A 22,516-nucleotide genomic window follows, 5' to 3' on the forward strand; every position below is an offset into this window, starting at 1 on the left:
GACAAACTGTTGTGTTTATACAACACTTTATTTTGTGAGCCCAGCAAAAAAACCGTCAAAGCCAATATTCAATCGGATCCGATTACTGAGAACCGAGCGCGGCCTGAGTCGCGCACAGCTCGCTGAACTAATCGGAGTCAACGTCCAAACCATCGGCGCCCTCGAGCGCAGCGACCACTACCCCAGCCTCGACCTCGCCATGAATCTTTCCGAGGCCTTCAATCTCCCCATCGAAGCGATCTTCTCACGCACCGAATTCACCCCGATGTCCACCCAGATCTACCAAGGAGACAAATAATGAAGCTCGAAAGCTACCGCAAGCAGCAAGAACTCACTGCTAATATGCTTCCCCGGCTCCGTCCCCAACGCGCCCGGCGCAAACTTGTTGTTTTGCACCTGGTTGTTACTGGCATAGCTGCAGCCAGCGCCTTTCTAGTCCTCGTTGCGCCTGCATTTTCTCTAGTCTTTGCAGCACTCATGCTTGTTCTCGCAAGCACATGGACAATGATCCGAATCACTATCGACAGTGAAGATCAAGCCCCCGTGTCCGCGCTCGACGAGTACCAATTCGAACGCCTGGAAAGGCACCGTTCATTTTCAGCTAAACTGCTGTCCTTTTCCGGCTCCGCCTTCGCCTTTTACCTCATCGCAAGGACGTTATTCGGAACCGGAATGCCCCACGCCGAAACCCTGATTGTCGGCTGGCTCCTACTTCTTGCCACCCTCATTTTTGGCAGCTACCCAGCCCTCGCTTTGGCATGGGAAAAGCCAGACGAAGAATAGCCACCCCCATTAGCCCGAAACCCGCACCTTGTTGGTGTGGGTTTAGCTACGTTTAAGTTATGACTCGCACCAGCGCAAACGATCTCATTTCCCAAGTACTCGACCCTGACTCCTACGTCAGCTGGGACACCCCACCGGAGTATGGCGACATTTCTGAAGACTACCGCGCTGCACTTGAACGTGCGCGCGAGAAGTCGGGCGTCGACGAGTCTGTTATCACTGGTGAAGGAACGATCAATGGGCGTCGAGTAGCCACTATTCTCAGCGAGTTCAGCTTCCTCGGCGGCTCCATCGGCGCCGCCACCGCGCGCCGCATTATGGACGGCATTCACCGCGCTACCGCAGAACAACTACCGCTCCTCATTTCCCCTTCCTCGGGCGGAACCCGCATGCAGGAAGGCACCCCCGCCTTTGCACTCATGGTGTCCATCACCACCGCGGTCTCCCGACACAAAGACGAGCACCTGCCGTTCCTGGTGTACCTCCGCAACCCGACCACTGGCGGAGTGATGGCGTCATGGGGCTCTGCAGGTCATTTCACCTTCGCGGAACCCGGCGCCCTCCTTGGCTTCCTCGGCCCGCGCGTAGTGGAACTCACCACGGGCAACCCGATGCCGGAAGGGGTACAGACCGGAGAAAACCTGGCCAAGTGCGGCGTCATCGACGGTGTAGTCTCTCCTGCTGACCTACGCGAAGCAGTGCAAAAGATCAACGAGGTTCTGCTTTCCGAGGCGCCAGCGACTCAACCAGAACTCCCAGATGTTGACACGCCTACCCCAGGCAGCGTGTGGGACTCAATTCTGTGCACGCGTCGTCCGGATCGTCCCGGAGTTCGGGACATTGTGACTAAGCTGCGTTCATCCCTCATTAAGCTCTCGGGCAGTGGCGATGGTCGACGCTCCCCCGCTGTCACGGTTGCGCTGGCAAAGATCAACGGCCGCCCCGTGGTTCTCATCGGCCAAGACCGACACCAACAACCGCCACACGGCGTACATCCCCTCGGCACCGAGGCGCTGCGCATGGCCCGCCGTGGCATTGCACTAGCGCACCAACTGCAACTACCTCTGGTCTCCATCATCGACACGCCAGGCGCGGAACTGTCCAAATTTGCCGAAGAGCACGGCATGGCTGGGTCCATCGCGCGAACGCTCGGAGAGTTGGTCGATCTCGACGTCCCAACCATCTCCATCATCCTCGGACAAGGCTGCGGAGGTGGTGCCTTGGCTATGCTTCCATCCGACCGCGTCCTGGCCACCAGCAACTCCTGGCTGTCGCCGCTTCCCCCAGAAGGGGCATCTGCCATTATCTACCGTGATACAGAACACGCACCACAGATGATGGAAGAACAGGATGTTTCCGCATATTCCCTGCTTAAGGCGGGAATTGTAGACGCGATCATCCCAGAAATCGGCGACGCTGCGGACGAGCCAGATGCCTTCATTGACCGAGTTCTGACCACGATCAGCCACACATTGTGGGAACTTGATCACAATCCGCAGCGAGTGGGTCGTGAACTCCGCTTCCAACACTACGAAAAGTTAGCTCAGCTACAGTAACCTAAGTAAATGATCAGCGACCAGGAAATCTTTGATGCCCACCGCGGTGGCAAGCTGACCGTTTCATCGGCCCGCCCACTCGAAACCACCCGTGACCTGTCCATTGCGTACACCCCTGGTGTCGCTCGGGTCTGCGAGGCGATTCACGAGGATCCGGCTCTCGTCCGCGAATACACCTGGACAGGCAACACCGTCGCAGTCATTTCCGACGGCACCGCTGTGCTCGGACTCGGCGACATTGGCCCCCAAGCTGCCCTGCCCGTCATGGAGGGCAAGGCCCAGCTGTTTCAACGCTTCGCCGGACTCAACGCTGTGCCGATTGTGCTGGATACCTTGGACATCGATGAGCTCTTTGACACCATCGTCCGCATCGCGCCGTCCTTCGGCGCCATCAACCTTGAGGACATCTCCGCTCCCCGCTGCTTCGAGCTCGAGCGCCGCCTGATCAAAGCCCTGGATATGCCGATCATGCATGATGACCAGCACGGCACCGCCGTAGTCATCACTGCAGGCCTGCGCAATGCTGCCGAGCTGCTCGGTCGCAAATTGTCTGACCTCAAGGTCGTCATCACAGGAGCCGGAGCGGCGGGCGTTGCGACGGCCAAGATGCTCATCGCAGCAGGCGTGAAGAACATCGTGATGGTCGATTCCCGAGGCATCATTCACCCGGATCGCACCCCGCTGAATTCGGTTAAGCAGGAACTCGCCCGAATCACTAACTCTGACCGGCTCTCTGGAGGCATAGAAACCGCGTTGCTAGGAGCAGATGTTTTCATCGGACTCTCGCGAGGACATGTGAACGAGGAACAGCTCCAGCTCATGGCTCCAGACCCGATCCTGTTCTCACTAGCCAATCCCACCCCGGAAATTGATCCGGAGCTTGCGCGCAAGTACGGCGCCGTGGTCGCCACCGGCCGTTCCGACCTTCCGAATCAGATCAACAACGTGCTGGCTTTCCCCGGCATCTTCAAGGGTGCCCTCGAAGCTGGTGCGACGGAGATTTCGCAGACGATGAAACTCGCAGCCTCGCGCGCGATCGCCGACATCGCCCGCGAGAATCTCGATGTCGATCACATTGTGCCGTCGCCACTCGATCCGCGCGTTGCTCCTGCGGTGGCGAAGGCTGTACAAGCAGCTGCTATCGCTAGGAAGTAGCGCACGCCAAAAGGCCCGCCCTACGGACTAGTCATTTCCCTAGTCCGTAGGGCGGGCCTTTTGGCGTCTGAACTTTACTTGGTACCCACGAGGTCGATCACGAAGACGAGGGTGCGTCCGGACAGTGGGTGTCCACCACCAGCTGGGCCGTAAGCTGCCTCTGGCGGAATGGTGAGCTGACGGCGACCGCCGACCTTCATACCCGGAATGCCTTCCTGCCAGCCTGCGATGAGGCCTGCCAGTGGGAATTCGATGGTCTGGCCACGATCCCAGGAGGAGTCGAACTGCTCACCGGTCTCGAAGTCGACGCCCACGTAGTGGACCTCAACCATGCCGCCCGGCTGTGCTTCGGCACCTTCGCCCTCAATGAGGTCGACAATGACGAGGTCTTCTGGAGCAGGACCCTGCTGTGGTTCGATGACTGGCTTTTCCATTACGAAAAACTCCTTCAAGGTATTTTGATGTTCAAAACAAGAATATGAGCCAAATGCCTCCCCCAAAGCTTACGCAAAGTGGGAGGCATTTGGCTCAAAGGCTACTTACGAGGCTTAGCCACGCTGGTCGCGAGGCAACCATGGGCGAAGAGCTTCGCCGGTGTAGATCTGACGTGGGCGGTAGATCTTGCCGTTTGGCTGGGATACCTGCTCAACGTACTGTGCGATCCAGCCAGGGAGGCGACCCATGGCGAAGAGCACGGTGAAGAAATCGGTTGGGAAGCCCATAGCGCGGTAGATCAGGCCGGTGTAGAAGTCCACGTTCGGGTACAGCTTGCGGGAGATGAAGTAATCGTCCGCGAGTGCAATCTGTTCGAGCTTCATGGCCAGCTCGAGGAGCTCGTCGTTGCCGTTCTTGGACAGCAGCTCGTGTGCGGTCTCCTTGATGATGGCAGCGCGTGGATCGTAGTTGCGGTACACGCGGTGGCCGAAGCCCATGAGCTTGACGCCCTTTTCCTTGTTCTTGACACGAGTCATGAAGTCGGTTGCGTCGCCGCCGTTGGACTTGATTTCGTCCAGCATCTCCAGAACAGCCTGGTTAGCGCCACCATGCAGCGGGCCGGAAAGTGCATTAATACCAGCTGCAACGGAAACGAACATGTTGGCCTGGGAAGAGGCAACCATGCGCACGGTGGAAGTGGAGCAGTTCTGCTCGTGATCTGCATGCAGAATGAGGAGCTGGTCCAGAGCCTTCACATGAAGTGGGTCAACCTCGTATGGCTCGGTTGGGAAGCCGAACATCATGCGGAGGAAGTTCTCACGTGCGTTCAGGGAGTTGTCTGGGTACATGTACGGCTCGCCGTGGCGTGCGCGGTGAGCATATGCGGCCAGCATTGGCACCTTAGCCATCAGGCGAATGGTTGCCTTGTGCAGGTGCTCTGGGTTCAGTGGGTCCAGGGTGTCCTGGTAGTAGGTAGAGAGAATGTTCAGGGATGATGCAAGCACGGCCATCGGGTGAGAGTCGCGCGGGAACACGTTGAACTGTGCCTTGAAGTCCTCATCCAAGAGGGTGTGGTGGCGAACCTCGTCGTTGAAGGTGGAGAGCTGTTCCTGAGTTGGGAGCTCGCCGTTGATGAGGAGGTAAGAGACCTCGTTAAAGGTGGCATGCTTAGCAAGATCTTCGATGGCGTAGCCGCGGTAGCGGAGAATGCCCTCGTCACCGTCGATGTAGGTGATCTTAGACTCGGTCGATCCGGTGCTTACATAGCCTGGATCGAAAGTGACAAGACCGGTCTCAGAAAGCATCTTGCCGAGAACGATACCGTCGTTACCTTCGGTAGCGCGGATCATGTCAAATTCGTACTCGCCACCTGGGTAGTGGAGTACGGCCTTTTCGTTGTTATCAGAAGCCACAGTTTCCCTTTCGATTGTTCACAGGCCAGGATCCCTGTTGGGCTATCGGCGCTGTCAGCGGGTAGTGCTATTTAGTTGTCGCCACTTGTGTCAGGCATTTAATATCCTCCACTAGAGCCTACCTTTCACACTAAGGAAGGCGCGCTGGAGCTTTGCGCGTATGAGCCACATCATATTGCAACTTAGGCAAACCTACACAATATGCCCCATTGTTTCACAAAGCGGTTGCCAATTTCTTAACCTTGTGGAAGCCAATAGACTGTTTGTGAGCTGTTACGCACCCCGAGAACTCTGTGCCGGCATGATTTTGACCGTTTAAAGTTCACGAGCCCTGGTGACCACCCAAGGCATCGTGGGATACCGCACATAATAGCAAAAATTGTGACGGCGCCTACATTTTTGCCCCATTTTCTTTCATCCACCCCCTTACTACTGCAACCTTGCAGGTCACGCCGTTGATTACGTTGGCAGATTTGCTTGACTACACACATTCGTACCCAAGTTTGCGAAGCCTGCAATACAGCTCTCAAGCACCCCCAAGTTTGCATACTTTCACTTTCATGCAATCTCTACGGGGTAGAATATGCGCAATCTTGAAATCACCTCGTATTCCCGAGAAGCATCTAGAAAAGGTTGGTCCATGTCCGATCAGTTCCCTACTCTGCCAGCAGAATTCCTCCCGGAAGATGGCCGTTTCGGCTGCGGGCCTTCTAAGGTTCGCCCTGCACAGATCGACGCTATCGTCAGCGGCGCAACCGGCATTATCGGCACCTCTCACCGCCAGCCTGCGGTCAAGGATGTCGTAGGCTCCCTGCGCGAAGGCCTGTCCAACCTTTTCTCCCTGCCAGAGGGCTACGAGATCGTCCTGTCCCTCGGTGGCGCCACCGCATTCTGGGATGCTGCGACCTTCGGCTTGATCGAAAAGAAGTCCGGCCACCTGTCTTTCGGCGAGTTCTCCTCTAAGTTCGCCAAGGCATCCAAGCAGGCTCCATGGCTCGAGGCTCCAGTCGTGATCGAGGCCGAGCCAGGCGACGCCCCAGCCCCACAGGCCATCGAAGGCGTTGACCTCATCGGTTGGGCTCACAATGAGACTTCCACCGGTGCGATGGTGCCCGTTGTTCGTCCGGACACCGAAGCTCTCATTGCCATCGACGCCACCTCCGGCGCTGGCGGCCTCCCAGTGGACATGAAGAACGCTGACGTTTACTACTTCTCCCCACAGAAGTGCTTCGCTTCTGACGGCGGCCTGTGGTTCGCAGCAATGTCCCCAGCAGCCATCGAGCGCATCGAGAAGATCAACGCTTCCGACCGCTTCATCCCAGCCTTCCTCAACCTGCAGACGGCCGTGGACAACTCCCGCAAGAACCAGACGTACAACACCCCAGCAGTTGCTACCCTGCTCATGATGGATGACCAGGTCAAGTGGATGAACGCCAACGGCGGCCTAGACGGCATGGTCAAGCGCACCACTGCTTCCTCCGACATCCTTTACAACTGGGCTGAGGCTCGCGAGGGCGCTACCCCATTCGTTCAGGATCCTGCAAAGCGCTCCCTCGTCGTGGGTACCATCGACTTCGACGACAACATCGATGCAGCCAAGATCGCCAAGGTACTGCGCGCAAGCGGCATCGTGGACATCGAGCCATACCGCAAGCTCGGCCGCAACCAGCTGCGTATCGGTATGTTCCCAGCGATCGATTCAACGGACGTCGAGAAGCTGACCAAGGCCATCGACTGGGCGATCGATAACGGTCACGCAACCGCCTAAACACACCCCCTCGAAAGCGCAGTAACTCCCACGTTGCTGCGCTTTTTTGGTCTACAGTGGTCTGTGACACGCCCAACCTCGATAAGGAGCAACCTTTGCGCGAACTCACGCTCGTAGCAGCCGAATCGACCGCCACCTCGCTGGTGTTGCGCTCAGGTGACGAGGATTTCTTCATCGAGGTCACCGACGACCTGCGGGCAATTATCGACGGCAAATCCCCGGCACCCGAGGTGCAAGAAGAACCACAGCCGGAACCGGAACCTGTCGAAGACAAGCCCGTACCGCGCGAAATCGACCCGCGTCTGTCCGCCCCACTGAAGATGCGTCCCCGTGAAATCCAGGAACGTATCCGTTCGGGCGCCACGATCGCCCAGGTGGCAGCTGAGAACGATGTCACCGAGGCCCGCATTGAGCCGTTTGCGCACCCAGTCCTCATCGAGCGCGCCCGCATCGCTGACATGGCAAAGCGTTCCCATCCGGTGCGCGAAGACGGCCCAGCAAAGCTCACATTGTGGGAAGTGCTGGCCACCGCGTTCGCAGCTCGTGGCAACGACCTCACCACGTCAACGTGGGATGCCTACAAGGATCCGTCCGGGCAGTGGGTAGTACGAGTGACCTGGCAGGCCGGGCATTCCGACAACACGGCCGAGTGGTCCTATCACGCGCACGGCGTGAGCAATGCCACGGCAGTGGCCCGCAACGCCATTGCCGCCGATCTCACTGATCCTGACTTCGGCCAGCCCGCGATCCGCTCGATCTCCCCGGTTCATGAAGATCCAGAACCGGAGTTAGTGGAAGAAACCGAAGAGGAACTTCTCCAGCACCCGGATTCTCAGCCTCAGCCACAGAAGCGTCGCAGAAAGGCTGTCACCCCGCATTGGGAGGATGTGCTTCTTGGCGTGCGCACTAACACAAAGCGTCCGAGGAGCTAGCGCCCCATGCAGCCGCACGACGCCGTGGTCACGCTGTGGTTCGTCAATGCCGACGACCCTGCAGCAGTGTTGTCCGCCGAGCCTAAGGCGGATCGCGGGTTCGGCCGCAAATACCTCGCTCTGATGGATCCCACGTGGCCGATCGCTGTTTTCGGACAGTTTCCCTTGAATCGGTCGGTAGCGGTATCAAAGGGCGAATTCTATATCGCCGGCTATCCCGGGATCACAATCGTACAAACCCTGGTTTCTAATATGACGGTGCTCTCCGAGCTGAGCCCAAAGTTGCTCAGTTCCGTCACCGCGCGAGATGTCTACGCTTTCGCAGAAAATACTGACACCGGCTTCGGCGGTATCGCCCATTGGCGGGAAGGCAAGATTCGGCGCAGCTTTTGTGCGCGCCGCGACCGTGTTTACGAAGACATCGGCTTGCCAGAGGCCTTCGAGAACCCATTCTGGTCTGGTGAGCGCGCCACCGGCCCGAAACGCGGCATCGATCTCCCGTTTGACCCGATCGATCTCGTTCACGAAGCTGACGTGCACTGGTTGGGCGTAGACATTTCGGCGGAGGGGCCCGACCTTTCCGTAGTGGGCTACGCCATTGATGGTCGAAAAGAGCCGCGCATTCAATCCCCCAAGACTGCCAAGTCAGTAGCCGACGTCGTCTCCGCAGCATCCACCAAACTCGGCATCAACCCGAACACCCGCGACTACGACGACTACGAAGACGCCCCTGCCCCGCAGCCGGCCGACAACCACATGGGAGCCGCAGTACATGGCTCCAAGCAACTGGCGCGCCGAGTGGGGCGCAGACTGCGCACGCTCAAAGAAGTCGTACAGGACAAACTGCGGCACACCGACCGCGGCTAGTCCAGTTGTAGTTGCGCCCGCTGCCGCTCATAAAAGGCGATGGCTGCGGCCGTGGCCAGGTTTAAAGAATCTGTGCCCGGAGTCATCGGGATCTTCGCTCGCACGTGCGTCGCACGCATCGCACGCTCCGTCAACCCCGGCCCCTCGGCCCCTACCAAGAGCGCTACCCTGTCCGGATTGCCTTCTAAAGCTTCCTTGAGCAAAGTATCCGTGTTCGGGGTGAGGGAAACGAGGCGGAAGCCGTCGAGAAGCCCAAGTTCGTGCTGCCATGTCCGGGGTGTTCCACCGAAGTGCGCGAACGGGGTGCGCAGGACATGCCCCATGGACACGCGCACCGAACGGCGGTACAGCGGATCCGCGCAGGCAGCACCGAACAACACCGCATCGACACCCATTCCGGCCGCATTGCGGAAAATTCCGCCAATATTTTCGTGATCCCCGACCCCCTCCAGGATCACCACCGTCCGGGCCCCCTCAATAGCCTCGGCCACGGACAACGCCGGTGCGCGATCTGCCGCGGCGAGTAAACCGCGGTGCATGTCGTAACCGGCTACCTCTGCGAGCACCTCGCGGGTCACGCAGTAAATCGGAATCCCTGCCACGAGCTCGGCTACGCCCGGCTCGGCAAGGAACGACTCGAGCTTTGCTTCGAAGCCGCAGAGCGCGCGCACCGGAAAGCGCGACTCCAGGCAGCGACGCACCACTAGCGGTCCCTCCGTGATAACTAGCCCCTTGCCGCCAGGCAGGTCAGGGCGATTATCGGAGTGCTTGAGGTCGCGGAAGTCATCGAGCCGCGGATCAGATGGATCCGAAATATGCGAAATCTCCATACCCAAATGCTACAAAGGTGCACCCGGGTATGGAGATTTAGCAGGAGGTTATTGGAACAGCGCCATCACTGGATCAATAGCGAAGTAGACCATGAACAGCGCAGAGATCAGCCACAGCAGCCAGTGCACCTTGGCGACCTTGCCGGAAGCCATAGCCATGAAGACATAAGCGATGAAGCCCACGCCGATGCCGTTGGCGATGGAGTAGGTAAAAGGCATGACCACGATGGTGAGGAATGCTGGCAGTGCGATGGAGAAGTCAGTGAAGTCGATTTCTCGAATCTGGCCCATCATCAGGGCGCCGACGATCACGAGTACTGGCGCTGCCGCTTCAATCGGCACAACGGAGTACAGCGGAGTGAGGAACATGGCCAGCAGGAACAGCACGCCGGTTACTACGTTGGCCAGACCGGTGCGTGCGCCATCGGCGATGCCCGCTGCGGAGTCGATGTAGACGGTATTGGAGGAGGCGGACATGCCACCGCCGACGATTGCGCCGCAACCCTCGACGACCAGGGCCTGCTTCATATCTGGCAAGTTGCCATGCTCGTCGGTCAGACCTGCCTGCTTGCCGAGCGCAGTCATGGTGCCCATCGCGTCAAAGAAGTTGGCCAGAACCAGGGTGAACACCAACAAGGTAGCCGCCAGCACGCCGACTCGAGAAAACGCTCCGAACAAGTCGACGGCACCGACGATGGACAGATCCGGCATACCACCGAGGGACTTAGGCATCTCGGGAACTGCCAGGGACCAGCCGGTAGGAACTGGCTTACCATCTGCGAAGGATGGGCCAGCTCCCGTGAGAGCCTCGACGATCATGGCGATGATCGTGGTGATGACGATGCCAAAGAAGAGTCCGCCACGAGTATTACGCGCGACAAAAATGCCACAGATAACCAGACCGATGACGAAAACAAAGGTTGGCCAGGAAGCGATCGAGCCGTTAATACCCAGGCCAACCGGCACGGTGGTACCCGCGGCGTCCGGAATACGACGGACGAAACCGGAGTCGACCAGGCCAATCATCGCGATGAACAGGCCAATGCCGACCCCCATGGCGGCCTTCAAGGAATCCGGGATGGCGTTGAACACAGCAACGCGGAAGCCGGAAATGGCGAGGAGGACGATGATAATACCGTCGATGACCACCAGTCCCATGGCTTCTTCCCAGGTCAGGCCTTCTCCGGCCACCATGGTCACTGCCACAAGGGTGTTAATGCCCAGGCCAGTGGCGATACCGAACGGATAACGCGCCACTAGACCAAAGAAAATGGTCATCACGCCAGCAGCCAACGCAGTCGCCGCCGCAACCTGTGGCAGACCGAGCGCGTGGCCGGTGTGATCCTCAATCGTGCCGATGATCAGCGGGTTCAAGATGATGATGTACGCCATAGCGAAGAAGGTCACGATGCCGGCGCGAACCTCGGTCCCGACGGTCGATCCGCGGTCACTAATGGAAAAGAATTTATCGAGCGCACCCTTTGGTGGCGTGGCAGTTGCCGTCATGAGTTCTCCAAACAGTCAATTGCACTAGTTTTGTTGACTAGTGCCCGTTAAAGAGTCCCACCCACCTCCCGGCTAAAGCAACTGGAGAGCTAGGATATTTACATCAAAACCTGAAATGGGCTACCCAAAAGTGACCAAGATCCTACTCATCGATAACCACGATTCCTTCACCCACCTGCTCGGCGACCTCATCTACCGCGCCGTGGGGATCATGCCGGAGATCGTGCCCAACGACATCCCCCTGCCCAAAGCCGACCTCTACATCCTCTCCCCCGGCCCCGGGCACCCCGGAAATCCAGCTGACATCGGTAGCTGCGCCGACGCGCTCGCCGGCAGCGCTCCCGTCATCGGCGTGTGCCTCGGGCATCAAGCCATCGCTCTCGATGCCGGGTGCCAGGTCACTCGCGCGCAGCATCCGCGACACGGACTAGCCAGCAACGTCCACCACGACGGCACCGGGATCTTTCAAGGCATCCCCTCGCCTTTCGAGGTCATCCGCTACCACTCGCTCGAAGTCACCGAGCCGACGAACATTGAGGTCCTGGCCCGCGCGGACGACGGCACTGTGATGGCACTCCGGCGCGTCGATAAGCCCCAGTGGGGTGTGCAGTTCCACCCTGAATCCATTGGCAGCGCCCATGGCGAGCAGCTCATGCGGCAGCTTGTCGACGCCACTGGAGTCCTCCCCATCTGGCACCGCCGCCGGGCGCCGCTCGTGAATCTGGCGGACCTGGTCGCAACGTGGCGCGCTGAGTTCCCTTACGTGACGTGGCTGGACACCGCGACTGACGACGGTATGCATCTGGTCGGAGCGGGGCATCGCTTGGTGTCCCCTCATCAGATCCCGCATGGCGTGCTGGCTGCGGATTCGGATCCTGCACCAGTCGACTTCGTGCCCGGCGCGCTGGGCGTGCTGCCTTATGAGGCTTCCGGGGGACGAGATGGCGGCGAGTTTGTGGCTGGTGAACTGCTGGCTCCGGAAGTCGTCTATCAAGTGTGCGGCGATGAAGCCTGGCTGATCAGCCAGGACAACCGTGAGCTGCCTACGCTGCGTTCTGCACCGTCACCAGTGGCGGTGTCGGCATCGATCGCGCTGCGCCACAATCGAGCCGAGTACGCGGAGCTCATCGCACAGTGCCAGGAAGCAATTGCGGCCGGAGATTCCTATGAGCTGTGCTTGACCACCAGTGCCTCTGCCGAGTGTGAGGCGGATTCGCTGGCGTTGTACCTGCGGCTGCGTGAGGTAGCGCCGTCGCCGATGGCGGGTCTGTTCCTGGGGCCCGTGAACGTGTTGTCCGCGTCACCGGAACGATTTCTACAGATTAGACAGCGGCTTATCTCGGCTTCTCCGATTAAGGGAACTCGTCCGCGCGGTGACTCCGCCGCTGAAGATGAGCGCCTGCGAGCTGAGCTTTCGCACAGCACAAAAGACCGCGCCGAGAACCTGATGATTGTCGATTTGCTTCGTAATGACTTGGCTCGCTCCTGTGTCCCGGGCTCCCTCCGCGTTCCCGAGCTATGCGCAGTGCACACCTTTTCCCGGGCGCACCAAATGATTTCGACGATCACCGGCGATCTTGCGCCGGGAGTGGGCTCCGTGGATGCGATCCAAGCGGCTTTTCCCGGTGGCTCAATGACCGGCGCACCGAAGCAACGATCGATGGATATCCTCGCTGACTTGGAAGGCACAGACAGAGGGTTCTATTCCGGCTGCATGGGATACATTTCGGCCACCGGAGATGCCGATTTCTCGATTCTCATCCGCACCGTAGTGCAGGAGGGACAACACCTGAGCTACGGTGCAGGCGGCGCAATCACGGCGCTGAGCGATCCTGATGAGGAATACGATGAGGTCCTGGTGAAAATTACACCTTTCCGACTGCTGCTGGAGCAGCCATGACCGTGACCAGCTTCAGAATGGTCGATGGACGTGTGCGCAATCTGGGCGCTCATTTCCAGCGGCTAGGGCTGACACCCGATCGCATCCGCAGCGTGAGAGCCGAGCTGCGCGCATTCGGCCCGGAACCCTGTTTTCCGCAGGTCACGGACACAGCCGAGGTGCTCTTTCGCCCGGATCGGCCCTTCACTGAGGTGATTCGAGTGGATCCCACGCCCCATCTGGATGAACGGACCCAGCCCACGATTAAGGGTCCGGATCTCGCATGGCTGGCTGCCCGGCACCAAGAGACGCAAGCGAAAGGCTTCGATGAAGGCGTGCTGATCGACGAGAAGGGGCTGATAGTAGAAGGGCTATTCTCCGCGCTCATCGTATGGCGCGACGGACCGGTCCTTTCGGCGCATCCTGATGCTCTGCCATCGACCACGGCTCAGCAACTGAGCAGACTACTGCCTATCACCCAAGATGTGATCACTGTCGAGGACCTCTCCCGGCCGATGTGGCTGCTCAACGCCTTTTCGGGGGTGCGAACAACGAGCGCCGACTATCCCGTGACAGAGATCAATCGACGCCTGTGGGCGCTGGCCGACAGGGTTTAGAAGCGTTCGTCGTCGAAAGGCGTGTGCTCTTGGGTCGCTAGATTTTTAGGCCCCGGGGTTTCCGAGTGCGCGCCACAGCCATAGGAGGCGTGCACGACATGACCGTCGTCGGAGAACTCATTGCAGCACACGCCGAAAAACTTGCCGATGTCCGTCACCGGAAGGAAAAACGCGCAGGTCTCACACTTGAGCTGAGAAAGCTCCGCGCTTTCGGTCGTCGGCCCATATTCCTCGCGCCAGCGCTTGAGGGAATCCTCGAAACCCTTCTTGGTCAGGGTGCGGCCGGAATCGGTGTCCTCCAGGCGTTCATCGTCTGCGCGCGGCGGGATATACACGCCCGGCTGTAGATCGCCAGGCTGCACGCGATCTTCATATGGGACCCAGTCCGGTGCCTGCAGTGCGTCGCGCCCTGGCATGAGCGCGACCTCGTTGACGGTGACGAACCGTGAGCCTTCCGCGCAGGCGAGGATAACGTTCCACTCCCAGCCGCGGTAACCGGGAACATCAGCAGCGAAATGATGCGCTACTGCGTCCCGCGACAGTACCGAGACACCCGTGTGCGCTCCCACGCCGTCCTCGCCCATCTCGGCGAGCGCTCGCCGTGCGATGCTAATCGCGCGGGAGTCGAACAGGGGTCCTCGGTGTCCTCGTTTAGTAGATGCCACAGACCCATTATGTCCGATGGGGCAAAATGGATAGTTATGAGATCCACATTTGCCGGCCTCCTGTCCACTTGCAGCCTGCTCTCCGGTTGCGGTACCGCCCCCGCACCGGATCCAGTTCCAGAGTCCGGCGCCGCTCAATTCACCGTCGAGATTGTGCGCACACTGCCCGGTGATCCCGGGTCCTTCACCCAGGGATTGGAAGTGTCGCGGCGGGATCCTAACGAGCTCATCGTGGGCACGGGCTGGCTCGGCGAAAGTCGAATCTACCGTCGCACGATGGATGGCGCTGAGGTGGCGAGCGCGGATCTCAAGGCAACGGAGTTCGGCGAAGGCATTGCCCAGACAACCGACGCTATCTGGCAGCTCACGTGGCAAAATGGCGTGGCCTACCAGCGCGATCCCGAGACTCTTGAGGTCATCGGCCAGGCTAGTTTTCCCGGCGAGGGCTGGGGGCTGTGTGCCCTGGACGCTTCCCTCTACATGTCTGACGGCACCGAGTCCTTACGTGTCCTGGACTCGGTCACGTTCGCGGAAAAGGGACGCGTGGCGACGGGCGTCGATAAGCTCAATGAGCTCGAGTGCGCCGACGGCGCGATCTATGCGAACCGTTTCTTGACCACGGAGATCGTCAAGCTCAGCCCTGGGGGCGAGGTGCTTGGGCTTATCGACGCCTCAGGCCTGTCCAACAATGCGACCCGCGACCCGAACAATGTCCTCAACGGCATCGCACACATCCCCGGCACCGACCGGTTCTACCTCACCGGAAAGCGGTGGCCCGATGTGTACGAAGTTCGGTTTGTGCCGAAGAGTTAACTAGCATTATCAACCATGGCAGCGAAGCGAAAGAAAAACCTGATCCAGTTCCTGATTTTGATCGTGGCTGTGATCGCGGTGGTTGCAGGTTCCATCGCATTCCAGAATTGGTGGAATAGCCGTCCCGGCCCGGAGCCGGATCAGGTGACGATCAAAGCAAATGGCCAGCAAATTAAGCCTTATATGGTGTGTGAGCCGGGGGTTGACTGCCCAGAGGGCGAGGTTCCGCAGATCAGCGTCGGCGCCGATGACACCTTGAAGATCGAGGTCCCCAAGGACATTTATGACCACGACTGGTCGGTGCTCAAGATCTACGACGACCCTGCGGCCAACAGCCAGCAGTATTTCAAGAGCCATGAGGCAAAAGAAGTCGAAATCAAAGGGTCCGCAGACGGCGAACCTCGACCACGCTTGGTCGTGGTCGAGGTATCGACTGTACTGATTGGCCACGATGCTGCTGGAGTGGAAACCCCTTATACCGTGGTCTGGTCCATCAACGCGGCCTAGGCGTCCAGCTCCTTCGCCACAGCGCGCAGGATTTCCGCCACCTGGCGGCCCTCCTTGCGATCAGGGTAGCGGCCAGCCAAGAGTGGCCCCTGGATACTGGTTTCCAGCAGGGTCATCATGTCGGAGATCATGGAAGCCAGGTCTTCTGGCTTGTACTTGTGCTGTGGCTTGCGGGATGGGGCGTCGTCAAGCACCGTTACGCGCAGCGCCTGTGGGCCACGGCGACCAGCGGCGAAATCGAAGTCGATGCGCTGACCCGGGTGCAGTTCAGTCACACCCTTTGGTAGGACCTGACGGTTAACGTAGACATCCTCGTCGCCCGGGTTGGAAACAAAACCAAAACCGCGCTCCACATCAAACCACTTCACTTTGCCGATTGGCATGATCGAACCTCCCTACAGTTTGTGCAAGCTTTGGGCGGCCGGTGTACTGGCGCCTCCAGCGAGTCAAGATAAAGCCTAAATTGTACTCCATTAATTATGAATAACACGTCTCGGGGGCGCGTGAGCCACTTGAATAGCACTGGCCACATCGATCACATCGCTACCAGCTTAACGACATGGGTGACACAGTTCACAGAGAAAATTTCCCCGAGCTACGCTGGGATTTCGTTATCGAAATGAGATTGGCAGGCAATTCCAAGCTGCGAGACGTGACTCCACAGCGACAAACCAGTACCGTTAGGTCTCAAGCACGGCGCTCGTTGACACCTACTCTATCGCCTAACCCTGTCTGGGAGTAGGCGACGGGCACCAATTCAGTGCAATACAAGTTCACCATCAATTGAAACTTCATATGCAGACAGGGGCGGGGAACCCACTTACGGGATATTCCCTTGGGGTGAAGCCTCACTACCTAAGAGGCCGGGCAATCTAAGATCCTCCGTCCGAACCCGACAGCTAACCTCGCAGGCGTTACATGAGAGGAACTTTTTACACATGGCACGTCACTCTGCTCAGACCGCATCCCTCAAGGCAAAGTTTGCCGCTACCACCATCGCTTTCGGCGCTGCAGCTACCCTGCTCGCTCCGACCGCTTCCGCTGCATCCGACTCCGACTGGGATCGTCTCGCAGGCTGCGAAGCTGGCGGCAACTGGAACATCAACACCGGCAACGGCTACCACGGCGGCCTGCAGTTCTCCCCATCCACCTGGAGCGCATACGGTGGCCAGGAATTCGCTACCTACGCATACCAGGCAAGCCGCGAGCAGCAGATCGCTGTTGCCGAGCGCGTTCTCGCCGGCCAGGGCTGGGGCGCATGGCCTTCTTGCTCCGCACGCTTGGGCCTGAACTCCGCCCCAACCCCTCGTAACGTTGCCGCTGCTCCAGCACCAGCTCCAGTCGCAGCCCCTGCAGCAGTTGTCTACGATGCTCCAGCTGAGCAGGCAGCTCCTGCTCCAGCACCTGCTAAGGATCCAGTACTTGCCCAGATCGAGGCCTTCTTCTCCGCTCGTGGCATGGCTACCCCACAGGCCGTGATCGACTTCTACAACGCCAACAAGGGCAACGTAGCCAAGATCATGAACACCGACCTGACCCAGGTTGCAACCAGCTCTTAATTCTCCCCCTCCAAGGAGAGCGCACCGCGCTCACCATTGCTCTACGCGATGGTGAGCGCGGTTTTTCCTTGTCTACAATTACCCCCTTTCCCGGGATTGCCACCCTTCTCCCCCTTTCCTTCAAATCTGTGACTTGCCGGCACCACACACCACAAGGTGGCTACAAAAGCCCCAAAAATTACCCCCAACAACCACAAGACAGGATTAACAAAACCAACTTTTCGCCAAATCTTCACAAGGTTGCAAAGCATGAAGTTTGCTACAGTTCACACCCGCATGCAGGATTGATGTGCGTCACACTTGCTTTGTGTGTAGCATCACACATGTTCTTCACAAAGGTGACAGACATCGCTATATGCACGTGAGGTGAGTATGAAATCCACAACTCCAACTTCTGAAGAGTTCCTTGAGGTCAGCGAATCTGCCCAGTTCCTCGAACTGCGCAGCACGTTCCGGAAGTTTGCCTTCCCTTTGACCTTCGCATTCCTTGCATGGTTCATCTTCTACATCGTCACGGCAACCTTTGCCACCGACTTTGTCTCTCAGCGTCTGTACGGCGCCATCAACGTCGGTATGGTCCTCGGCCTGGCGCAGTTCGCCACGGCCGGCCTCGTTACGTGGATCTACGTCCGATTCGCTGATACCAAGCTCGATCCGGCAACTGCTGCCCTTCGTGACTCCATGACCAATACCACCCCAGAAAGCCCGGTGGCCTAATGAATTACATTCTCGCAGCCGAAGAGCAGGTCTCCACCGGCAATCCAATCCTGAACATCTCGATTTTCGTGCTGTTCATCGTGGCAACGATGACCATCGTTGTCCGAGCAACCCGTCAGACCTCCCAGAAGGGTTCCGATTTCTACACCGGCGGCGCTTCCTTCACCGGCTGGCAGAACGGTCTCGCCATCTCCGGCGACTACCTTTCCGCAGCTGCCTTCCTGGGTGTCACCGGCGCTATCGCACTGAGCGGCTACGACGGCTTCCTGTACTCCGTCGCCTTCCTTATCGCACTGCTGGTGGCCATGGTTCTCGTGGCCGAGCCGCTGCGTAACACCGGTAAGTTCACTATGGCTGACGTGCTGTCTTTCCGCCTCAACCAGAAGCCAGTCCGCATGGCGGCGGCAATCTCCACCCTGTCGATCTCCCTGTTCTACCTCATCGCCCAAATGGCCGGTGCAGGTGGACTCGTCGCCCTGCTGCTGGGTATCAACGGTAAGGCCGCGCAGGCTATCGTCGTTGCCATCGTGGGCGTGCTGATGATTGTGTACGTTCTGGTCGGCGGCATGAAGGGCACCACCTACGTCCAGATGATTAAGGCTGTGCTCCTCGTCGGCGGTTCCATCATCATCACGATCCTGACCTTCGTCGCGGTCAAGGGTGGCTTCAACGCTGTGCTGGAAGCAGCCGTGGCTAACCACCCGAAGGGCGACGCAATTCTCGACCCAGGCCTGAAGTATGGCAAGAACACCCTGACCAAGCTCGACTTCATCTCCCTTGGTCTCGCCCTGGTCTTTGGTACTTCTGGTCTGCCGCACGTCCTGATGCGTTTCTACACCGTGCCTACCGCTAAGGAAGCACGCCGCTCCATCGTCTGGACCACCGCTATCGTCGCCGTGTTCTTCCTCATGACCGTCATCATGGGCTACGGCGCAGCTGCCCTCGTCGGCGCTGACCAGATTGCCAACGCTCCAGGTGGCGCAAACTCCGCAGTCCTCCTGCTGTCCTCCAAGGTCGGCGGCACCATCTTCATGGCTTGTATCTCCGCAGTCGCGTTCGCTACGATCCTCGCTGTGGTCGCAGGCCTGGCCATCACCGCTTCCGCTTCGGTGGCGCACGACATCTACAACTCCGTGCTGCGCGACGGTAAGGCCTCCGAAGAGGAGCAGGTCCGGGTTTCCCGCATCACCGTTGTGGTCATCGGTATCCTCGCCATCGTCATGGGCATCGGTGCCATGGGCCAGAACATCGCCTTCCTGGTGGCGCTCGCCTTCGGTATCGCGGCAGCCGCAAACCTTCCGACGATCCTGTACTCCCTGTACTGGAAGAAGTTCAACACCACCGGCGCTCTGTTCTCCATCTACGGTGGCTTGTTGACCTCGATCATCCTGATCATCTTCTCACCGGCAGTGTCCGGCGCGAAGACCGCCATGCTCCCGAATATGGACTTCGCATGGTTCCCGCTGACCAACCCATCGATCATCGCGATCCCGGTCGGATTCCTCATGGGCATCATCGGCACGTACCTCGGCAAGCCGGATAACTTCCCGCTCAAGCGCGCTGAGATGGAAGTCCGTTCCCTCACCGGTGTCGGTGTGGAAAAGGCAGTCCAGCACTAAGCTTCTCGACGCCCCAGAGCTGAAAACTGAGAGCCCCTTCGGGGGCTCTCAGTTTTGTATTTAGCGCAGTTCCTGGCGGTCAGGATTCGCAATCCCGATGCGTCTGATACGTAATAAAGACATGTCCTATTCCGAACATCACCGCGGCCCCAACAAGCAGCCAATGGTGCAGGAGTATCCCGGAGACAAAGAACATTGCCGTAGGGATAACCGCTAGTGCCAGCGCCAAGCCTAGGGTCTTTTGTGCTGCCAGTATCGCCACCACTTGGAGTAGTAGGCCAGCAGCAGCGCCGCATTGACGATGCAGTAGAGATAGGACAAACGCCGAAGGGGCCCACAGCTCAATGCCGTGGGCCCCTTCGGGGAACTAAAGATCTACAAGTGTTACTTGTTGATTTGGGTGTATGGGTGGACGTAACCGATCTTCTCTGCTGGAAGTGGGAATGGCATGTCGTCACCGTAAGGGCTGGATGCACCAGCGAGACGAGAAACCAATTCCGTAACAGGGTGACCGCTGGTTTCCGGGAGGTGCTCTGGCCAGCCCGGATCGACGTAGCTATTCTTCTCGATTTTTGCCATGCTCCTATTGTTTCAAACCTTGACGGAAAAAGTCACTTCTCGGAGCGTTAAACTTGAATAATCATGAAAAAACCTACTGCCCCGGGTGACCCCACCCTGACTTTCCGAGAGTGGCTCGCGAGCCTTGATGACGAGCACCTGTCGAGATTGTTGCTTTTGCGTCCCGACACAGTGCTGCCACTCCCGCCAGGAATTGGGCCTTTAGCTGCGCGTTTGCAACTCCGGGCGTCGGTAAGCAGGGCGCTGCACTCCCTCAATACCACCGACCTCTTGGTGTTGGAGGCCGTCGCCGCGATTGGCGGGGAGTTTACCCCGGTTTCTGCCCCCGAAGTGGTGGGGATCATTAGTGAGCGTACCCAGCTTCATGGCATTGACGGCCCACTTCCCATCGAAGTAGAGGCGAGCATTGCCAAGCTGAAGCAGTATGGGTTGCTCTTCGGCGAGGACAGGTTCTTGGTTGTCCAAGAAGCCATGTCTGCACTCCCCCACAGCTGGCAGCTCCTGCCCGATGCAGAGCCTGCTCCAGATGATCTGGCTGACAAGCTTGCCCAGCTGTCGGCGCGTTCGACAAAAATTCTTCAAACGTTGGCACTCTCTGGCGGCACTGGCGTGACGAAAGACGCAGCACTGGATGCTGATCCAACGCGCCCCATCCCGCAACTCATCGCGCAGGGCCTGCTCCATCGGGTAGATGAGTCCACCGTGCAACTGCCGCAAACGGTCCGAAATGCCTTAACCGGTAGTCGGAGTCTGCCGTTGAGGTGCCCACCTGCGGAAAGCACGACATCCATTGAGGTTGCGGATCAGGCCGGAATTTCAGCTGGCCTTGAGGTCTGCCGATTGACCCGCTTGCTCATCCAGGAGCTCGGCCAGCGCCCAGTCTCCACGCTCAAGGGCGGCGCTGTGGGCGTGCGGATGATCAGCCGGCTGACTAAAGCACTGGAGACCACCGAGGAGGACATCGCTCGTCTGATGTGCCTTTCTATTGCGGCTGGCCTGATCGCGCGTGGTGTGCCGGAACCGCTACCTGATGACGATGATGGCGGCGACTACTACGCACCCACCCCACAGGCGGACGCATGGCTCGGTAGTTCGCTGGAAGACCAGCTTCGAACCCTCCTGCACGGCTGGCGCACCAGCCCGTGGGCGCCGTGGCTGCTGGGTACCACCAAGGACAAAACTAAGGTCCACCTGCTCTCCCGAGAGATGCGCGACGAACGCATTCCACAATGGCGCGGGCAGCTTATCGACGCTCTCGGCTCGCTACCACCCGGTGCCAGCACCGCAGAGACACTGACCTACTTCCGATTCCGCCACCCGCTCACCGGAACGGCGTTGACCGAAACAACCTTTGCTGAGCTGGAAGCTGAGGCTGCCTGGATCGGCGCCATTTCTGAAGGCATTCTCACGAGCTCTATTCGCTTCGACACGATCAATGTGCCGGATGCGGTGGAACAGCTCATCGTTCAGGCTGACATGACGATGCTCGCGCCTGGACCACTCACTCCGCGCTCCCAGAAGTTTGTCGATCGCGTCGCTGATCTCGAGTCCTCCGGGCTTGCCAGTGTCTACCGTGTCACGGAAGCGTCGATAAGGCGAGCACTGGATTCCGGGCTCAGCGGGCAGGACATCATGTCGCGGCTGGGTGAGCTGTCGGTAATGGAACTGCCACAGTCGATCGGATATCTCGTCGATGATGTTGCGCGCAAACACGGTAGCCTCCGCGGTGGTCCTGCGATGAGTTACCTGCGTTGCGACGACCCTTCGCTCATCGTGCAGGCCGTCGCGGCCATTGGTGACGCCGTTGCACTAAGGGCCATCGCGCCCACCGTCGCTGTGGCTCAGGCACCGCTTATCCAGGTCATCAAGGCACTGCGAGCTGCGGGATTCCAGCCGATCGCTGAGGATGCTTATGGCCTCAGCCTCGATCTGGCCCCGGAGCCGTCCCGTGTCCCGCAACCAGATACTCGCCCCGAAGCAACTGCTATCGACGAAGGACGCATCGAAGCCGCAGTGGCTGCCATTCGCCGCGGCGACACAGCCCGGGACGCGGTCGCCTCCGGTACCCGCGCACCTGCCTCCGAAACCCTCAGCATTCTGCAGGCTGCGGCCCGCGCGGGGAAGACTGTGACGCTGGGCTTCGTCGATAAGCACGGCATTGCTGTCCATCGCGTGGTGCGTCCCGTCACTGTCGCCGGGGGCCTTATCGACGCCATCGACACGACCACCGGCGATGTCCACCGCTTCCAGGTGCACCGAATCACTGAGGTAATAGTGCAATAATGGTGGTTTGACCTTTATACAAGGAGTGAACCGG

At 59.1% G+C, this 22,516-nt stretch carries 22 protein-coding genes and 1 riboswitch; of the genes, 15 read left to right on the plus strand and 7 right to left on the minus strand.

Going from position 1 to position 22,516, the window contains the following annotated elements; translation table 11 throughout:
* The first annotated feature begins 34 nt into the window (after window positions 1-34).
* The 4 genes from CKALI_RS08595 to CKALI_RS08610 are packed head-to-tail and all read left to right on the plus strand — an operon-like array spanning window position 35 to window position 3,494.
* On the plus strand, window positions 35-298 hold the full coding sequence (locus CKALI_RS08595; RefSeq protein ID WP_156192952.1) for a helix-turn-helix transcriptional regulator: 264 nt from the start codon (window positions 35-37) through the stop codon (window positions 296-298).
* Window positions 298-783, plus strand: coding sequence for a hypothetical protein (locus CKALI_RS08600; RefSeq protein ID WP_156192954.1), 486 nt, complete (start codon window positions 298-300; stop codon window positions 781-783). The genes CKALI_RS08595 and CKALI_RS08600 overlap by 1 nt, the downstream gene beginning before the upstream one ends.
* Before the next feature lie 59 nt (window positions 784-842).
* Window positions 843-2,339 (plus strand): carboxyl transferase domain-containing protein, encoded by a 1,497-nt coding sequence (locus CKALI_RS08605; RefSeq protein WP_156192956.1) that lies wholly within the window; start codon window positions 843-845, stop codon window positions 2,337-2,339.
* 9 nt (window positions 2,340-2,348) lie between these two features.
* Window positions 2,349-3,494 carry an NAD(P)-dependent malic enzyme gene (locus CKALI_RS08610; RefSeq protein ID WP_156192958.1) on the plus strand — a complete coding sequence of 382 codons (1,146 nt, stop codon included), beginning with the start codon at window positions 2,349-2,351 and terminating at the stop codon, window positions 3,492-3,494.
* Between the two features lie 74 nt (window positions 3,495-3,568).
* On the opposite strand, the gene fkpA is transcribed toward CKALI_RS08610, so the two are convergent.
* Together fkpA and CKALI_RS08620 are read right to left on the minus strand one after the other, a co-directional pair.
* Window positions 3,569-3,928, minus strand: coding sequence for an FKBP-type peptidyl-prolyl cis-trans isomerase FkpA (gene fkpA / locus CKALI_RS08615; RefSeq protein ID WP_156192960.1), 360 nt, complete (start codon window positions 3,926-3,928; stop codon window positions 3,569-3,571).
* Window positions 3,929-4,042: 114 nt separating this feature from the next.
* A complete protein-coding gene (locus CKALI_RS08620; RefSeq protein ID WP_197079669.1) occupies window positions 4,043-5,341 on the minus strand; it encodes a citrate synthase in 1,299 nt (432 codons plus the stop codon).
* A 640-nt stretch (window positions 5,342-5,981) separates the two neighbouring features.
* Here CKALI_RS08620 and serC point away from each other — a divergent pair.
* From serC to CKALI_RS08635, 3 genes are all read left to right on the plus strand, one after another.
* Complete coding sequence (gene serC, locus CKALI_RS08625) at window positions 5,982-7,109, plus strand: phosphoserine transaminase (protein ID WP_156192964.1); 1,128 nt, start codon at window positions 5,982-5,984, stop codon at window positions 7,107-7,109.
* A 95-nt stretch (window positions 7,110-7,204) separates the two neighbouring features.
* Window positions 7,205-8,041, plus strand: coding sequence for a septation protein SepH (sepH, locus tag CKALI_RS08630; protein WP_156192966.1), 837 nt, complete (start codon window positions 7,205-7,207; stop codon window positions 8,039-8,041).
* A gap of 6 nt (window positions 8,042-8,047) precedes the next feature.
* Window positions 8,048-8,908, plus strand: coding sequence for a DUF6928 family protein (locus CKALI_RS08635; RefSeq protein ID WP_156192968.1), 861 nt, complete (start codon window positions 8,048-8,050; stop codon window positions 8,906-8,908).
* Here CKALI_RS08635 and CKALI_RS08640 read toward each other — a convergent pair.
* Window positions 8,905-9,738 carry a TrmH family RNA methyltransferase gene (locus tag CKALI_RS08640; protein WP_156192970.1) on the minus strand — a complete coding sequence of 278 codons (834 nt, stop codon included), beginning with the start codon at window positions 9,736-9,738 and terminating at the stop codon, window positions 8,905-8,907. The genes CKALI_RS08635 and CKALI_RS08640 overlap by 4 nt on opposite strands.
* A 48-nt stretch (window positions 9,739-9,786) precedes the next feature.
* A complete protein-coding gene (locus tag CKALI_RS08645) occupies window positions 9,787-11,244 on the minus strand; it encodes an NCS2 family permease (RefSeq protein ID WP_156192971.1) in 1,458 nt (485 codons plus the stop codon).
* 130 nt (window positions 11,245-11,374) lie between these two features.
* On the opposite strand from CKALI_RS08645, the gene CKALI_RS08650 reads away from it, so the two are divergent.
* Both CKALI_RS08650 and CKALI_RS08655 read left to right on the plus strand, forming a co-directional pair.
* Window positions 11,375-13,144, plus strand: coding sequence for a chorismate-binding protein (locus tag CKALI_RS08650; protein WP_231580445.1), 1,770 nt, complete (start codon window positions 11,375-11,377; stop codon window positions 13,142-13,144).
* 92 nt (window positions 13,145-13,236) lie between these two features.
* Window positions 13,237-13,740 carry an aminotransferase class IV gene (locus CKALI_RS08655; protein ID WP_197079670.1) on the plus strand — a complete coding sequence of 168 codons (504 nt, stop codon included), beginning with the start codon at window positions 13,237-13,239 and terminating at the stop codon, window positions 13,738-13,740.
* Here the strand turns inward: CKALI_RS08655 and CKALI_RS08660 are convergent.
* Window positions 13,737-14,405, minus strand: a complete 669-nt coding sequence (locus CKALI_RS08660; protein WP_407643747.1) for a DUF3027 domain-containing protein — start codon at window positions 14,403-14,405, stop codon at window positions 13,737-13,739. The genes CKALI_RS08655 and CKALI_RS08660 overlap by 4 nt on opposite strands.
* Window positions 14,406-14,441: 36 nt before the next feature.
* Between CKALI_RS08660 and CKALI_RS08665 the strand changes: the two genes are divergently transcribed.
* Complete coding sequence (locus CKALI_RS08665) at window positions 14,442-15,218, plus strand: glutaminyl-peptide cyclotransferase (RefSeq protein WP_231580446.1); 777 nt, start codon at window positions 14,442-14,444, stop codon at window positions 15,216-15,218.
* 15 nt (window positions 15,219-15,233) lie between these two features.
* Complete coding sequence (locus tag CKALI_RS08670; protein ID WP_156192976.1) at window positions 15,234-15,725, plus strand: DUF2771 domain-containing protein; 492 nt, start codon at window positions 15,234-15,236, stop codon at window positions 15,723-15,725.
* Here the strand turns inward: CKALI_RS08670 and CKALI_RS08675 are convergent.
* Window positions 15,722-16,108 carry a cold-shock protein gene (locus CKALI_RS08675; protein WP_156192978.1) on the minus strand — a complete coding sequence of 129 codons (387 nt, stop codon included), beginning with the start codon at window positions 16,106-16,108 and terminating at the stop codon, window positions 15,722-15,724. The genes CKALI_RS08670 and CKALI_RS08675 overlap by 4 nt on opposite strands.
* 396 nt (window positions 16,109-16,504) lie before the next feature.
* Window positions 16,505-16,655, plus strand: a riboswitch (cyclic di-AMP (ydaO/yuaA leader).
* A gap of 8 nt (window positions 16,656-16,663) precedes the next feature.
* Between CKALI_RS08675 and CKALI_RS08680 the strand changes: the two genes are divergently transcribed.
* The 3 genes from CKALI_RS08680 (at window position 16,664) to CKALI_RS08690 (ending at window position 19,620) form a co-directional block, all read left to right on the plus strand.
* The gene (locus CKALI_RS08680; RefSeq protein WP_156192979.1) at window positions 16,664-17,284 is read left to right on the plus strand and encodes a resuscitation-promoting factor Rpf1 domain-containing protein; all 621 of its coding nucleotides are present in this window, start codon (window positions 16,664-16,666) and stop codon (window positions 17,282-17,284) included.
* 372 nt (window positions 17,285-17,656) lie between these two features.
* Window positions 17,657-18,001 carry a DUF485 domain-containing protein gene (locus CKALI_RS08685; RefSeq protein WP_156192980.1) on the plus strand — a complete coding sequence of 115 codons (345 nt, stop codon included), beginning with the start codon at window positions 17,657-17,659 and terminating at the stop codon, window positions 17,999-18,001.
* Entirely contained in the window at window positions 18,001-19,620 is a 1,620-nt protein-coding gene (locus CKALI_RS08690) for a solute symporter family protein (protein ID WP_156192982.1), read from the plus strand. Before CKALI_RS08685 ends, CKALI_RS08690 begins: the two co-directional genes overlap by 1 nt.
* Before the next feature lie 384 nt (window positions 19,621-20,004).
* Here the strand turns inward: CKALI_RS08690 and CKALI_RS08695 are convergent, their stop codons facing one another.
* Entirely contained in the window at window positions 20,005-20,199 is a 195-nt protein-coding gene (locus CKALI_RS08695) for a hypothetical protein (RefSeq protein WP_156192983.1), read from the minus strand.
* A gap of 63 nt (window positions 20,200-20,262) precedes the next feature.
* Here CKALI_RS08695 and CKALI_RS08700 point away from each other — a divergent pair, with 63 nt between their 5' ends.
* Window positions 20,263-22,482 carry a helicase-associated domain-containing protein gene (locus tag CKALI_RS08700; RefSeq protein ID WP_156192984.1) on the plus strand — a complete coding sequence of 740 codons (2,220 nt, stop codon included), beginning with the start codon at window positions 20,263-20,265 and terminating at the stop codon, window positions 22,480-22,482.
* The last annotated feature ends 34 nt before the right edge of the window (window positions 22,483-22,516 follow it).

Source organism: Corynebacterium kalinowskii, assembly GCF_009734385.1.
Taxonomy (GTDB): Bacteria; Actinomycetota; Actinomycetes; order Mycobacteriales; family Mycobacteriaceae; genus Corynebacterium; species Corynebacterium kalinowskii.

Coding starts and splice junctions, on each gene's coding strand:
- CKALI_RS08600 (WP_156192954.1), top strand. CDS start 298: ATGAAGCTCGAAAGCTACCGCAAGCAGCAAGAACTCACTGCTAATATG.
- CKALI_RS08605 (WP_156192956.1), top strand. CDS start 843: ATGACTCGCACCAGCGCAAACGATCTCATTTCCCAAGTACTCGACCCT.
- CKALI_RS08610 (WP_156192958.1), top strand. CDS start 2,349: ATGATCAGCGACCAGGAAATCTTTGATGCCCACCGCGGTGGCAAGCTG.
- fkpA (WP_156192960.1), bottom strand. CDS start 3,928: ATGGAAAAGCCAGTCATCGAACCACAGCAGGGTCCTGCTCCAGAAGAC.
- serC (WP_156192964.1), top strand. CDS start 5,982: ATGTCCGATCAGTTCCCTACTCTGCCAGCAGAATTCCTCCCGGAAGAT.
- CKALI_RS08635 (WP_156192968.1), top strand. CDS start 8,048: ATGCAGCCGCACGACGCCGTGGTCACGCTGTGGTTCGTCAATGCCGAC.
- CKALI_RS08640 (WP_156192970.1), bottom strand. CDS start 9,738: ATGGAGATTTCGCATATTTCGGATCCATCTGATCCGCGGCTCGATGAC.
- CKALI_RS08645 (WP_156192971.1), bottom strand. CDS start 11,244: ATGACGGCAACTGCCACGCCACCAAAGGGTGCGCTCGATAAATTCTTT.
- CKALI_RS08665 (WP_231580446.1), top strand. CDS start 14,442: ATGAGATCCACATTTGCCGGCCTCCTGTCCACTTGCAGCCTGCTCTCC.
- CKALI_RS08670 (WP_156192976.1), top strand. CDS start 15,234: ATGGCAGCGAAGCGAAAGAAAAACCTGATCCAGTTCCTGATTTTGATC.
- CKALI_RS08675 (WP_156192978.1), bottom strand. CDS start 16,108: ATGCCAATCGGCAAAGTGAAGTGGTTTGATGTGGAGCGCGGTTTTGGT.
- CKALI_RS08680 (WP_156192979.1), top strand. CDS start 16,664: ATGGCACGTCACTCTGCTCAGACCGCATCCCTCAAGGCAAAGTTTGCC.
- CKALI_RS08685 (WP_156192980.1), top strand. CDS start 17,657: ATGAAATCCACAACTCCAACTTCTGAAGAGTTCCTTGAGGTCAGCGAA.
- CKALI_RS08690 (WP_156192982.1), top strand. CDS start 18,001: ATGAATTACATTCTCGCAGCCGAAGAGCAGGTCTCCACCGGCAATCCA.
- CKALI_RS08695 (WP_156192983.1), bottom strand. CDS start 20,199: ATGGCAAAAATCGAGAAGAATAGCTACGTCGATCCGGGCTGGCCAGAG.
- CKALI_RS08700 (WP_156192984.1), top strand. CDS start 20,263: ATGAAAAAACCTACTGCCCCGGGTGACCCCACCCTGACTTTCCGAGAG.